A 13728-nucleotide genomic window follows, 5' to 3' on the forward strand; every position below is an offset into this window, starting at 1 on the left:
GCCGCGCTTCGGTGCCGTGCGTGACCTCCAGTAGCGTGATGGGCATGCCGGAGACTCCTGACGCTGCGACCGTGTCCCTGACGATTCCCGACCTGCGCGACCTGTGCATCGCTGCGGTCACGGCGGCCGGCGGCTCACCCGCACTGTCGCAGTCACTGGCGGAGGCGACCGTGGCCGCCGAGCGACGGGGTAAGACCGCCGTCGGCACGGCGCACCTCTTCGACTACCTCGACGGTCTCGATGCCGGCCGCATCAACGGGCAGGCACGGCCGCGAGTGACGAACCGCCTGCCCGCCGCGCACCACGTCGATGCCGACCGCGGCACTGCGCAGCTCGCTTTCGATGCCGCTTTCGACGGCTTCGCCTTGTCTGCCGCAGACCTCGGCATCTCCGTGCTCAACATCGCCAACGCCTTCACCGCCGGCGAACTCGGCTATTACACGACCCGATTAGCGGAGCGGGGTCTGCTGGCGTTTGCCGGCGCCAACTCGCCCGCGCTGATGTCGCTGTTCGGCTCACCGGGTGCGGCAACCGGAACGAACCCCTTCTCATTCGCCGTCCCGCACCCCGATGGCCCGCGCATGTTCGACCAGGCGACCAGTGCGACAGCCTGGGTCAACGTCCGCGACGCTGCCGATCGAGGAGAAACGATCCCCGAGGGGTGGGCACAGGACCCGAGCGGGGCGGCCACGGTCGATGCCGAGGCCGCCCTCGCCGGTTCCCTGCTGCCGTTCGGCGGGGTCAAGGGCAGCAATGTGGCTCTCATGATCGAGCTCCTCGCCATCCACGGCGGGGGCCGCTTCTCCGTCGACGCGCCCGCCTTCGACTCGGGGCAGGAGAACCCGGGCACGGGACTGTTCATCATCGCGATCGCGGCAGACCCTTTCGACCCCGACTATTCGCAGCGGGTCACCGACCACCTCGACCGCCTGCACTCCAGCTTCGGCGTCGACTTCGGTCGCAAACGCAGCCTCGAGGTCATCGAACTGCCCCGCGACCTCCATTCAGCACTCCTCAGCCGCAGCTGAGCGGTCGGCGCACCTTCCCAGAACTCGGATGGCCGGATTGGGCTCAGCGACCGGCCCTTCAGGCGCCCAATCCGGCACGGATGCGGCGGACGGCGTCGTCGAAGGACTCTTCGGTCACCTCGGCGGCCGCCCCCGGATCGCCGGCGTCGACGGCATCCATGAGTCGGCGCTGGTGCTTGAGCAGCGGCGCCTTGGCGTCGGCCGCGATCTCCCGCCTGGCACCGACGAGTTTGTACGCCCGACAGCGCAGCCACAGGGTCCGGATCGTCTCGACGAGGACGGGATTGCCCGAGGCGGAATAGATCGTCGCGAGCAGCTCTTCGTCGTGGTCGAGATACTCCGAGGCATCACCGGAGTCGAGAGCCGCCTCCATCGCCGCGAACTCCTCGTCGAGGCGTGCCCGTCCCGCCGCATCGAGCTTCTGCGCGCCCTGGTCCGTCGCTTCGACCTCGAGGATGCGACGCACCGAATAGATCTGCAGCAGCTCCTCGGCGGTGAATTCCTTGACCACGGCCCCACGATGCGGACTGGTCTCGACGAGCCCGACCTCCTCGAGCCTGGCCAGTGACTCCCGCACGGGCATGACGCTCGTGCCCAGGGATGCCGCGAGCTGGCGGATCCGCAGTCGATCTCCGCTGCGATATTCGCCGGAGAGGATGCTCGCCTGCAGCGCTTCGAACACTTGGTCGCCGATGCGCGGGCCGACCTCGGTCTGGGTCTCGCTCATAGTTGACAGTCTATCCACGCCGAGGCGGCATGCGGCCCCTTCAATGAGCTCCGTCCCCTCGGCACCGTGCATACGCCGACCGCTCAGGTTGCCGTCGACCGCTCGCCGCATAACGCGGTACAGCGACGGCAACCTGAGCGGTCGGTGAGGAAGAAGGCTCAGCGCAGGACGATGGTCCTCTTGCCCGAGAGGAACACACGGCCGTCGCAGTGCCACTTCACGGCGTTGGACAGCGCCTTGCACTCGGCATCGCGGCCGGCCGCGACGAGGTCCTCGGGAGTGAAGGCATGGTCGACCTCGACGAGCTGCTGGGCGATGATCGGACCCTCGTCGAGTTCGGAGTTGACGAAGTGCGCGGTCGCCCCGACGGTCTTGACCCCGCGCTCCCACGCCTGGTGGTAGGGCTTCGCCCCCTTGAACGACGGCAGGAACGAGTGGTGGATGTTGATGGCCCGTCCGGTGAGTTCGCGGGCGAGGTCGTCGGAGAGGATCTGCATATAGCGGGCGAGCACCACGAGGTCGACCTCGAAACGGTCGACGAGTTCGAGCAGATTCGCCTCGGCCTCGGGCTTCGTCTCCTTCGTCACCGGGATCCGGAAGAACGGGATTCCGTGCCATTCGACGAGCTCACGGTGATCGGGATGATTCGACACGACCGCGGCGATCTCGATCGGCAGCTCGCCGACCCGGGCGCGGAAGAGCAGGTCGTTGAGGCAGTGCTCGAACTTCGAGACCATGATGAGCACCCGCCGCTTCTGACCCTGCGGCCACAGCTGCCAGGTCGCCCCGAACTCCTCTCCGAGCGCCTCGAAGTCGTTGCGCAGCGCTTCGATCCCGTTGCCGGGCTCGTCGGAGACGCTGAAGTCGATGCGCAGGAACAGCTGCTGGGTCGACTGGTCATCGAACTGTTTGAGTTCCTTGATATCGCCGCCGTGGGTGAGCAGAGCGCCGGTCACCGAGTGGAGGATGCCGGGGCGCTCAGCGCATTCGAGGGTGAAGATGTAGTCCTGCATGTCTGAATCTTCCTGTTCAGTAGTGCCGAGTCCGGGGTGGTGCAATATCTGCAGGCGGCGCGAAAACTGGGAATCGTGCCGATCAGCATTCGATGACATTGACGGCGAGTCCGCCGCGCGATGTCTCCTTGTACTTCGATTTCATATCGGCTCCAGTCTGCCGCATGGTCTCGATCGCCTGGTCGAGACTCACCCGATGGGAGCCGTCACCGTGCATGGCCAGCCGAGCCGCATTGATCGCCTTCACCGAGGCGATGGCGTTGCGTTCGATGCACGGCACCTGCACAAGGCCGCCGACCGGATCGCAGGTCAGCCCGAGGTTGTGCTCGAGTCCGATCTCGGCGGCGTTCTCCACCTGCTCCGGTGTTCCGCCGAGCACGGCGCACAGTCCTGCGGCAGCCATCGCGCAGGCCGATCCGACCTCCCCCTGGCAGCCCACCTCGGCGCCGGAGATCGAAGCATTGCGCTTGAACAGGATTCCGATGGCCCCGGCAGTGAGCAGGAATCGCACGACGGCATCGTCCGACACGCTCGCATCGCCCACGCCGTCGCTCCCGCCGATGACGAACCGGTCCATATAGTGCAGCACCGCGGGAATGATGCCCGCGGCCCCGTTCGTCGGTGCGGTGACGATGCGTCCGCCCGAGGCGTTCTCCTCGTTGACGGCCAGCGCGTAGAGGTTGACCCATTCGAGGGCGTCGAGGGAGCCCGATGCCCGATAGTCCGCGGCTTCGAGCTTTGCCTTCAGTTCCGGGGCGCGGCGGCTCACCTTGAGTCCGCCGGGCAGCGTCGTCTCGGCGCGGGTGCAGCCGTTGTGCACGCATTCGCGCATCACCGCCCAGATCTCGAGCAGTCGGGCCCGCAGGGTCTCATCAGTCTGGCGGGCTCGTTCGTTGACCGCCATGAGATCGGCGATGGACAGTCCGTGCGCCCGGCACTGTGCAAGCAGCTCATCGGCGGTGGAGAATTCGATGACGTCACCGTCCCGCGCTGATCCCCGCGCACTGTCCTCGCCGGATCCGGGACCGCTCGCGGCCGCGTCGATCGCCTCGGCGGCGTCCTTCTCCGCGGCGAGCTCCTCGGCGGTGACGACGAAGCCCCCGCCCACCGAGTAGTACTCGCGCTCGATGAGCTCACCGGCCGCCTCGGCGCTGATGCGCATCCCATTGGGATGGCCGGGCAGGGATTCACGCAGGTGCAGCGTGAGGTCCGATCGAACATCGAAGGGCACATCCCTTCGCCCGCCGAGGTTGAGCGTCCCTTCCTCGCGGACCCTGGCGACCAGCGGGCCCACGGAATCCGGGTCGAGCGTCTCCGGTTCCTTCCCGCTCAGTCCGGCCAGCACGGCGGAGTCCGAGCCGTGCCCGATTCCCGTCGCCCCCAGCGACCCGAAGAGACCGACCCGGATCGCGTCGACGCGATCGAGCAGACCCTCTGCGGCGAGTTCGTCGACGAAGCGCACCGCCGCACGCATCGGTCCCACCGTGTGCGAGGAGGAGGGCCCGATGCCGATCGAGAACAGATCGAGGACCCCGAGTGCCATCAGCCGGCGCCCCCTTCAGAACCCGCCGACGAGCCGTCCGCACCGGCCGCCGCCGCATCCTCATCGAGGAATTCGGCCATTCCGTCGAGCAGCCAGCGGACCGTGAAGTCTGCGAAGCTCGCTCGCGGGTAGACACGGTATTCGAGCACCGAGGAGTGATGGAGGATGACCGGCACCGGGCCGAGCGAGGTCACGATCGCCGTGCCGACGCCGAAGGCCCGCGGGTGGAGGTCGGCGCGGCAGCTCTTCTCGAGCACCTCGCGAGCCTTGGACCCGCTCAGCTGCAGGATGGTGCGGTTGGCCGAGAGGTCGAGGGCCTGCCCGGGCAGTCCTGCGAGTCCCGCCTCGGCGACGAGGGTCTCTCCCGGCTGCTGCTGGCGGGAGACGTCGACGGCGAGGAACTCGTCGGGGCTCAGCCACAGGACGTGCAGACCTGCCTGGTCCCCGGTGACCTCGCCGACGCGGCGCGGCAGGGGCAGACCGAAGGTGTCCTCGAGGGACTTCCACGATGCGGAGTCCGGTTCGGCGCGCAGCCCGAGCTGCACGGAGAACGGCAGTTCGCGCAGGGCCACTGCCTTGCCGCCGGCCTGGCTGGCCGCGGCCATCTCACGGCTGAGGTGGGCGGCCGGGGAGACACGCAGATCGTCGAGACCCGCGGTCGACTTCGCAGGTGAAGTGGTGTAGGTGGTGTCAGCCATCGCGGCGGTTTCCTTCCGGATCGTAGAAGACGGGCGAGGTGATCTCGACATCGATCAAGGTGTCTCCCAGCGGGGACTGAACGATCTCACCTTCACGGTTGCGGCCGTTCTCGACCATCGCCAGACCGAACGGACGGTCGAGGCTCGGCGAGATATAGGACGAGGTGACGTGCCCGATCATCGGCACCGGACCGGCCTCCGGTGTGACCGGGGTGCCCGAGGTGATGAGCTGGGCGCCTTCGGCCAGGCGGGTCGTGCCGTCGACGGGCAGCACTCCGACGAGGTGCTTGCGGTCCTCACGGGCCGTGTCGACTCTGGAGTAGGAGCGTTTGCCGATGAAGTCCTTGACCTTCGACACGATCCACTCCATGCCCGCGTCGGCAGGCGTCACGGTGCCGTCGGTGTCCTGACCGACGATGATGAAGCCCTTCTCGGCACGCAGCACGTGCATGACCTCGGTGCCGTACGGGGTGATGTCGAACTCGGCCCCCGCCTCGGCGACGGCCTCCCAGACGGTCAGCCCGTAGAACGTGTCGACGTTGATCTCGAAGGCGAGCTCACCGGAGAACGAGATCCGGCAGATCCGGGCCGGGATGCCGTTCGCCAGCGTGGTCTCGCGGAAGCCCATGAACTCGAAGGCGTCGTTGGAGACGTCGAGGTTCGGGGCGACCTTCGCGATGACGTCGCGCGACCGGGGGCCGGCCACGGCGACGGTCGACCACTGTTCGGTCACCGAGGTGAAGACGACGTCGAGGTCCGGCCATTCGGTCTGATGCCATTCCTCGAGCCATTCGAGGACGGTCGCCGCTCCGCCGGTGGTCGTCGTCATGTAGTAGCGGTCCTCGGCCACGCGCAGGGTCACCCCGTCGTCGAAGATCATGCCGTCGGGCTTGCACATCAGCCCGTAGCGACCCTTGCCGACCTTGAGCTTCTTGAAGCCATTCGTGTAGATCTGGCCGAGGAACTCTCCGGCGTCGGCCCCGCGGATCTCGATCTTGCCGAGCGTCGAGGCGTCCTGGAAGCCGACGGATTCGCGCACGGCCTTGCCCTCGCGCAGCACCGCCGCCTCCATGTCCTCACCCGGCTTCGGGTAGTACCAGGGCCGCTTCCACTGACCGACGTCTTCGAACTCGGCGCCGTGGGCGACGTGCCAAGGGTGGATCGAGGTGACGCGGGCGGGATCGAAGAGTTCGCCCTTACGCCGTCCGGCCAGTGCCGCGAAGGGCACCGGGGCGAAGGGGGCGCGGAAGGTCGTGTGCCCGACCTGACCGAGGTCGTCGGCCTCCCCCAGCACCGAGGCGATCGCGCCGATCGCGTTGACCGCGGAGGTCTTGCCCTGATCGTTCGCCGTCGAGATCGAGGTGTAGCGCTTGATGTGTTCGACCGAACGCATGCCCGCACCCATCGCCCGCTGCACATCGGCGACGGTCTGGTCACGCTGGAAGTCGATGAAATGCGTGCTCAGGTTCGTGTGATCGTCCTGCGCGGAGGTGACCAGCCACAATGGGCGCGCCGGGGCATACGCCATCGCCGAGGCGGCAGGGACGGTGAGCGCGGCCGGGAAGCCGGTGCGGTTCGCCGCCTGGTTCCCCGCCTCGGCGCCCTGCCGCAGAGCCGCTTCGAGCGAGTAGTCCCCGGTCACGGATCCGACCGTGAACTGGTCACGCACGGGCGTCGTCGGCACGAAGGCCGCAATGTCGACGTTCCAGTGGATCGCGCCCTTGCGCTGACCGTGCAGATGGATTACCGGCGAATGTCCGCCGGAGACCGCGAGCAGATCGACGGCGATGCTCTCACCGTTCTCGGCTGCGACGGCGTCGGCGTCGAGCTCGGCGACGGTGAGGGAGCTGATGCGTCCGGCAGGACCTTCACCGGCGGTGCCGGTGACCGCGGAGCCGAGGATCAGCCGTGTGCCCGTGGCTGCGGTGACGGATTCGGCCACCGCCGAGGCGGTCGGACGGGAATCGATGACCGCAGGGACGGTGATGCCTGCCGCGTGGAGGTCGGTGACGAGATCATAGGCGGAGTCGTTCGTCGTCGCCACGGCCACGTTCTGCCCTGCGGCGACCCCGTAGCGGCCAAGGTAGGTGCGCACGGCCGAGGCGAGCATGATGCCGGGGCGGTCGTTGTCGGCGAAGACGATCGGACGGTCGTGAGAGCCGGTGGCGAGCACGACCTGACCGGCGCGAATGTGCCAGACCTTCTGGCGCACTCCGTGACCGCCGGCGGCGGCAACCGCGTCGGTGCGGTCTTCGAGGGCGACGAAGTAGTTCGAGTCGTAGCTGCCGAAGACCGTGGTGCTCGGGACATAGGTGAGTTCTTCGTGCTCGGCGAATCCGGCGACGGTGGACTCGACCCACTCCAGGGCGTCGACGTCGTCGATGGTCTCGGCCGTGGCCGGTCCCGCCGCGAGCAGCGAGCCGCCGGGCAGCGACTGGTCGTCGAGGAGCAGGGTACGGGCACCGGACTTGCCGGCCTCGCGTGCGGCGGCGAGTCCGGCGGGGCCGGCGCCGACGATGAGGACGTCGGTGTGCACATGCTTGTGCTCGTAGGTCAGTTCGTCCTGGCCGGGGTCGAGGATGCCGAGTCCGGCGAGGTAGTCGGCCTCGAGCCCTTCGGCGATGGCGACGCGGGTGGCGGGCAGCATCGACTCGGAGACGTCTCCGGGGAACCGGGAGTGCACGCGCACGAGCGCATTGGACTCCTCGACGCCGGCGCCGAGGATGCCGCGGGCGCGTCCGAGGTAGGTCGAATTGCCGCAGTCGATGCGGCCGGAGGCGATCAGCGCGCTGGCGATCGTGTCACCGGCGAAGCCCGAGTAGGCCTGTCCGTCGACGGTGAAGTCGATCGGGCGGGTGGTGTCGATGCCGGTGGCAGAGGGCAGACGAGACGCGGAGTGCAGACGGGTGGTGTTCGTCATCGAACCTCTCCTTGTGTGTCGGGACGGGGCGAGCCGATCGGGTAGATCGCGGTGAAGTCGTAGGTGGCCGTGTCGCGGACGGCATTGAACCACTTCCGGCAGCCGGCGCTGTGGCTCCACATCTCGGCGAAGGCGCCGCGGCTGTTCTCACGGTAGAAGAGGTACTCGGCCCATTCCCTGTCGGTCAGGGCGTACGGGTCTTCGGGGTAGGCAACGTGGGCCTGTCCGCCGTAGTGGAATTCGGTTTCGTCGCGTGGCCCGCAGTTCGGGCAGTGGATGAGCAGCATGTCGGTGTCTCTTTCCTTCCGCTCAGTGGGCCACGGCTGCGGCGCCGTGTTCGTCGATGAGGTGGCCGGTTTCGAAGCGGTCGAGGGCGAATGGGGCGTTGAGCGGGTGGGGTTCGTCGTTCGCGATGGTGTGGGCGTAGGTGAAGCCCGCCGCCGGTGTTCCCTTGAAGCCGCCGGTGCCCCAGCCGCAGTTGGCGTAGAGTCCGTCGACCTCGGTCTTCGACACGATCGGTGAGGCGTCGAGGGTGACGTCGACGTTGCCGCCCCAGGTGCGCAGCACATGGGCGCGGGCGAAGATCGGGAAGAGCTCGACCGCGGCGGCCAGCTGTTCCTCGATGACGTGGAAGCCGCCTCGTTGGCCGTATCCGTTGTAGGAGTCGACGCCGGCGCCCATGACGAGTTCGCCCTTGTGCGCCTGGGAGACGTAGACGTGGACGTGGTTGGACATGACCACGGTCGGGTGCACGGGTTCGAAGAGTTCGGAGACCAGTGCCTGCAGCGGGTGAGTCTGGATCGGCAGGCGGATCCCGGCCATGTCGGCGAGCACCGAGGAGTCCCCGGCCACGGCCAACGCGACCTTCTCGGTGGCGATCGGTCCGCGGTTCGTCTGCACGCCCACGACCTGATCGCCGATGCGTTCGATGCCGGTGACCTCGCAGTTCTGGATGATGTCGACACCCATTTCGTCGGCCTTGCGGGCGAAGGCCCAGGCGACGTGATCGTGCTTGGCGATGCCGGCGCGCGGCTGATAGGTGCCGCCCATCACGGGGTAGCGGAGGTCGTCGCCGATGTTGATGATCGGGCAGACTTCCTTGACTTGGCTTGCATCGAGCCATTCGGCGTCGACGCCGTTGAGCGTGTTCGCATTCACCCGGCGCTGGGATTCGCGGACATCCTGGAGGGTGTGGGCGAGGTTGAGCACACCGCGCTGGGAGAAGAGGAAGTCGTAGTCGAGCTCTTCGGGCAGCTGCTCCCAGAGCTTGAGGGACTTCTCGTAGATCGCGGCGGATTCGTCCCACAGATAGTTCGAGCGGATGATCGTCGTATTGCGGGCCATGTTGCCCCCGGCGAGCCAACCGCGCTCGAGAATGGCGATGTTCGTCATTCCGTGGTTCTTCGCCAGGTAGTAGGCGGTGGCGAGGCCGTGTCCGCCGCCGCCGACGATGACGGCTTCGTAGGACTTCTTCGGCTCCGGATTGCGCCACAGGAAGTCGGGGTGTTCGGGAAGCTGGTCAGCCATCAGCGTGCTCCGATCTCGGTGAGGGTGGGGTACAGGGGGTGGTCGTTCGCGAGTCGGGTGACGCGTTCGCTCAGTTCGGCGATGATCTCCGGGCTCGCGCCGTTCTCGTCGGTGCCGGCCTTGAGCACTTGCGCGATGATGTCGGCGACCTCGACGAAGGCTGCGGAACCGAAGCCGCGGCTGGCCAGTGCCGGGGTGCCGATCCGCAGTCCGGAGGTGACCATCGGCGGTCGGGGGTCATCGGGGACGGCGTTGCGGTTGACGGTGATGCCGATCTGGGCGAGCAGATCTTCGGCCTGGGCTCCGTCGAGGGTCGAGTTGCGCAGATCGACGAGGACGAGGTGGACGTCGGTGCCGCCAGTGAGGACGGAGATCCCGCGCTCGGCGACATCGCTTTCGGTCAGGCGGCGGGCGAGTTCAGAAGCCCCGGCCAGGGTCCGCTTCTGCTTGTCGACGAACGTGTCGGTGGCGGCCAGGCCGAAGGCCACGGCCTTGCCGGCGATCACGTGTTCGAGGGGCCCGCCCTGCTGACCGGGGAAGACGGCGGAGTTGATCTTCTTTGCGATGTCCGCGTCATTGGTGAGGATGATGCCGCCTCGGGGGCCGCCGAGGGTCTTGTGCGTCGTCGAGGACACGACGTGGGCGTGCGGGACCGGTGAGGGGTGGAGGCCCGCGGCGACGAGTCCGGCGAAGTGGGCCATGTCGACCATGAGGTAGGCACCGACGGAGTCGGCGATGCGGCGGAACTCGGCGAAGTCGAGCTGCCGGGTGTAGGCCGACCAGCCGGCGACGATGAGCTTCGGCTGGTGCTCGCGGGCGAGGCGTTCGACCTCGGCCATGTCGACACGTCCGGTCTCGGCGTCGAGGCCGTAGGGGACGATCGAGTAGAGGCGGCCGGAGAAGTTGATCTTCATCCCGTGAGTGAGGTGGCCGCCGTGAGCGAGGTTAAGGCCGAGGACGGTGTCGCCGGGACGGATGAGGGCGTGCATGACCGAGGCGTTGGCCTGGGCACCGGAGTGCGGCTGGACGTTGGCGTATGCGGCGCCGAAGAGGGCCTTGACGCGGTCGATGGCGATGCGTTCGATCTCATCGACGTGTTCGCAGCCGCCGTAGTAGCGGCGGCCCGGGTAGCCCTCGGCGTACTTGTTCGTGAGCACCGACCCTTGAGCTTCCATGACGGCCGAGGCGGTGTGGTTCTCCGAGGCGATCATCTCCAGGCCCTCGCGCTGCCGGGCCAGTTCGGCGTCGATGAATCCGGCGATCTGCGGATCAAGTTCAGCGATCGAGGTGCTCAGTTCGACGGGTTCGCGGCTGGGGAAGGTCCCAGCGGAAGCGCCTGCCGGGGCACTGGCCGTGCCGGCTGCGGCGGGATTGGCGAGTTGCTCTGTCATGGATCTCCTTCGACCTGTCGCGATCAGCCCTTCTCGTCTGATCGTCAACTAATATATCAGCTGCGTTCCTGTAGTGTAGGCAGAGAATTCCAACCGATGCAATACATCTGCCGCAGAGATTATGAGGGGTCTTCCCATGGGCACATCCGCCGACGCGACGTCACCGACGACGTCCTTGGCGAATCACGCCTACGAGATCCTGCGGCACCGGCTCATCATGCTCGACATCGATCCGGGCGATCCGATCAACGAGGCGGTCCTTAGTGCCGAGCTCGAGGTCGGCCGCACGCCGATCCGCGAGGCCCTCAAGCGACTCGAACGCGATCATCTCGTGGTGTCCTATCCGCGGCGCGGCACCTTCGCCACCAACGTCGACCTCACCGATCTGTCGACGATCTCCGAGATGCGCGAAGCACTCGAGCCCATCGCCGCCAGGCGTGCGGCTCGCAACCTCACGCCGGAGCGTCGCGCGGATTTCACGGCAGCGATCGCCGATCTCAAGGCACTCGAGGCGACCGACGAGCAGCGGACCCTCATGGAACGCGATCTCGACGTCCACCGCCTCATCTACAGCTCGGTGGACAATCCGCACCTATCGGAGACGCTCATCCGCCTCGACGACCTTGCTACCCGCATCTGGTGCCTCGTCATCCCGGGGATTCCGGATCTCGTCACTCACATCCGCGAGCACATCGATCTGCTCGAGGCGATCCTCGACGGGGACGAACAGACCGTGGCCGCCCGCGCCGCCGAGCACGTCCGCGAGTTCGACAAGACCGTCCGCTCCACCTTGCGCTGACGCCGGCCAGGACCGGACCCGCGCTTCACGGTCCCGTCATCGCACACTGTTGCAGAGTCGCTACCGCTCTGAGCCACCAAGCCGCAACGACACCCGCTCCGCAGCCTGCACACACTGATTGCCGAGCTGGGCGATGCGGGAGGCATCGGTACGGAACTTCGGTGCGGCGATGAGGACGGCCGCGACCACCTCGCCGCGATGGTCGTACACGGGCGCGGCGATGCCGACCTCGTTCGGCGAGGTCTCAGCATCGTTGAGAGCATAAGCGGTGCCGGTGGTGGGTTCCGGGCCGTCGCCGGCGTCGCGGAACACCTTCACCGAGGCACTTCCCTCCGTCCGGTATCGCGACCCCAGGCTGGACGTGTGCTTGACCGGCTCTGGACTTGGCACCTGTTCGACGGTGACCGCCTCGGCGCCATCCCATACCATCAGCGCACTCGTCTCAGACGTGGCCCGCGTGAGCGCCTGCAGGATGGGATACGCCGCCCTGCGAACATCAAGATCGGCCAACAGAGGGCCCGCAATCGCAATGATCCCCAGCCCCAGTCGATACCGTTTGGACGGAGCCTGTTCGACGATCCCCTCCTGCTCGAGTGAGGCGAGAATGCGCGACACAGAGCTTTTGTGCAACCCCACGCGCGGTGCGATCTCGGTGACACCGAGCTCCTGTCGGTCCGGCGCGAAACAGCGCAGGATGGCGACGGTGTTTTCGATGACCGAGGCACCGCGGCGAGGGTTGTCAGGCGATTGTCGGGACATGGTGTGAGTATATTCGGCGGCGCGGCCTCAGGCCGGAATGATGTTGTGTTCGGGACCGAAGGGGAACTTCGTGATGTCCTCGGATTCGTCCTCCCCGACGACGACGATGTCGTGTTCGCGGTATCCGCCGGCGCCCGGCTGCCCCTCGGGAATGGTGATCATCGGTTCCATGGAGATGACCATGCCCGGCTCGATGACGGTGTCGATGTCCTCGCGCAGTTCGAGCCCGGCCTCGCGCCCGTAGTAGTGGCTGAGCACACCGAAGGAATGCCCGTAGCCGAAGGTGCGGTTGGCGAAGAGCCCGTGCTCGAGATAGATCTCGTTGAGCTCGGCCGCGATGTCCTTGCACACGGCGCCCGGCTTGATGAGTTCGATGCCGCGCTTGTGCACCTCGACGTTGACATTCCACAGCTCGAGCGAACGCTCATCGGGCTGGCCGTAGAAGAGTGTGCGCTCCAGTGCCGTGTAGTAGCCGGTCGGCATCGGGAAGCAGTTGAGGCTGAGGATGTCACCCTTGCGGACCTTGCGTGTGGTCGCCCAGTTGTGGGCGCCGTCGGTGTTGATCCCCGATTGGAACCACACCCACGTGTCTCGAACCTCCTGGTCGGGGAAGGTCTTCGCGATCTCGTGGACCATCGCCTCGGTGCCGATGAGAGCGACCTCGTATTCGCTGATCCCTTCGGTGATCGCCTCTCTGATCGCCTCGCCGCCGAGGTCGCCGATTCTAGCGCTGTGCTTGATCACCTCGATCTCCTCGGCAGACTTGATCATCCGCTGGCGCATGGCCTCGTGGGAGACGTCGACGAGCGTTGCGTGCGGGAATGCACCCTGGATCCGGTTGCGGTTCTCCAGCGGCAGATTGTCGTCCTCGACGCCGAGGCGGCGGGGATTGTCGATCCCACGTTGACGCAATCCCTCTTGGATCGCGAAGTAGTAGTTGTCCCGACGCCAATCGGTGTAGACGATGTTTTCGCCGTAGCTGGTCCGCCAGGGCATGCCGGCGTCGATGTTCGCAGTGATGGTGACCGTGTCGTCGGGCGTGACGACCATGGCATAGGACCTGCCGAAGTAGGTGAAGAGGAAGTCCGAATAGTACTTGATGTTGTGGTACGAGGTGAGGATCACGGCGTCGAGCTCCTTCTCGGCCATGATCGAGCGCAGTCCGGTCAGCCTGCGCTCCATCTCCGCGTCGGAGAACGTCAGTGGTGTCTTCGACCCGTTGTGCAGGACCTTGATTCGCTCCAGGTCGGCGACGGAGGCGTTGTCGGCGAAGGTGGTCATCGTTTTCTCCTATTCGTTCGGCACGGCTGCGCGTCGGGCACT

The 13728-nt window shown here is 66.8% G+C and carries 12 protein-coding genes; 2 read left to right on the top strand and 10 right to left on the bottom strand.

Annotated elements, in window-relative coordinates; translation table 11 throughout:
- Positions 1-44: 44 nt before the first annotated feature.
- A complete protein-coding gene (locus ACTIIH_RS00590; protein WP_441450018.1) occupies positions 45-1028 on the top strand; it encodes an Ldh family oxidoreductase in 984 nt (327 codons plus the stop codon).
- Positions 1029-1086: 58 nt separating this feature from the next.
- Here the strand turns inward: ACTIIH_RS00590 and ACTIIH_RS00595 are convergent, their stop codons facing one another.
- The 8 genes from ACTIIH_RS00595 to glyA all read right to left on the bottom strand — a co-directional run bounded on the left by ACTIIH_RS00595 (position 1087) and on the right by glyA (position 10847).
- Entirely contained in the window at positions 1087-1755 is a 669-nt protein-coding gene (locus tag ACTIIH_RS00595) for a GntR family transcriptional regulator (protein WP_441450019.1), read from the bottom strand.
- 158 nt (positions 1756-1913) lie between these two features.
- Positions 1914-2768 carry a formyltetrahydrofolate deformylase gene (gene purU / locus ACTIIH_RS00600; RefSeq protein WP_441450020.1) on the bottom strand — a complete coding sequence of 285 codons (855 nt, stop codon included), beginning with the start codon at positions 2766-2768 and terminating at the stop codon, positions 1914-1916.
- 82 nt (positions 2769-2850) lie between these two features.
- The gene (locus ACTIIH_RS00605) at positions 2851-4311 is read right to left on the bottom strand and encodes an L-serine ammonia-lyase (RefSeq protein ID WP_101555029.1); all 1461 of its coding nucleotides are present in this window, start codon (positions 4309-4311) and stop codon (positions 2851-2853) included.
- Positions 4311-5009, bottom strand: coding sequence for a sarcosine oxidase subunit gamma (locus ACTIIH_RS00610; protein ID WP_101555030.1), 699 nt, complete (start codon positions 5007-5009; stop codon positions 4311-4313). Before ACTIIH_RS00610 ends, ACTIIH_RS00605 begins: the two co-directional genes overlap by 1 nt.
- Positions 5002-7929 (bottom strand): 2Fe-2S iron-sulfur cluster-binding protein, encoded by a 2928-nt coding sequence (locus ACTIIH_RS00615; RefSeq protein ID WP_441450021.1) that lies wholly within the window; start codon positions 7927-7929, stop codon positions 5002-5004. The genes ACTIIH_RS00610 and ACTIIH_RS00615 overlap by 8 nt, the downstream gene beginning before the upstream one ends.
- A complete protein-coding gene (locus ACTIIH_RS00620; protein WP_025777259.1) occupies positions 7926-8216 on the bottom strand; it encodes a sarcosine oxidase subunit delta in 291 nt (96 codons plus the stop codon). Before ACTIIH_RS00620 ends, ACTIIH_RS00615 begins: the two co-directional genes overlap by 4 nt.
- 22 nt (positions 8217-8238) lie before the next feature.
- On the bottom strand, positions 8239-9456 hold the full coding sequence (locus ACTIIH_RS00625) for a sarcosine oxidase subunit beta family protein (RefSeq protein WP_101555033.1): 1218 nt from the start codon (positions 9454-9456) through the stop codon (positions 8239-8241).
- On the bottom strand, positions 9456-10847 hold the full coding sequence (gene glyA, locus ACTIIH_RS00630; RefSeq protein WP_441450022.1) for a serine hydroxymethyltransferase: 1392 nt from the start codon (positions 10845-10847) through the stop codon (positions 9456-9458). The genes ACTIIH_RS00625 and glyA overlap by 1 nt, the downstream gene beginning before the upstream one ends.
- Positions 10848-10983: 136 nt before the next feature.
- Between glyA and ACTIIH_RS00635 the strand changes: the two genes are divergently transcribed.
- Positions 10984-11646 (top strand): GntR family transcriptional regulator, encoded by a 663-nt coding sequence (locus ACTIIH_RS00635; protein ID WP_441450023.1) that lies wholly within the window; start codon positions 10984-10986, stop codon positions 11644-11646.
- A 60-nt stretch (positions 11647-11706) separates the two neighbouring features.
- On the opposite strand, the gene ACTIIH_RS00640 is transcribed toward ACTIIH_RS00635, so the two are convergent.
- Together ACTIIH_RS00640 and ACTIIH_RS00645 are read right to left on the bottom strand one after the other, a co-directional pair.
- Positions 11707-12405: an IclR family transcriptional regulator gene (locus ACTIIH_RS00640; protein ID WP_441450024.1), complete on the bottom strand. Its 699-nt coding sequence runs from the start codon at positions 12403-12405 to the stop codon at positions 11707-11709.
- A 27-nt stretch (positions 12406-12432) separates the two neighbouring features.
- Positions 12433-13686: an aminopeptidase P family protein gene (locus ACTIIH_RS00645; RefSeq protein WP_441450025.1), complete on the bottom strand. Its 1254-nt coding sequence runs from the start codon at positions 13684-13686 to the stop codon at positions 12433-12435.
- Positions 13687-13728 lie beyond the last annotated feature (42 nt).

This window comes from Brevibacterium sp. (genome assembly GCF_052105255.1).
GTDB lineage: Bacteria > Actinomycetota > Actinomycetes > Actinomycetales > Brevibacteriaceae > Brevibacterium > Brevibacterium linens_B.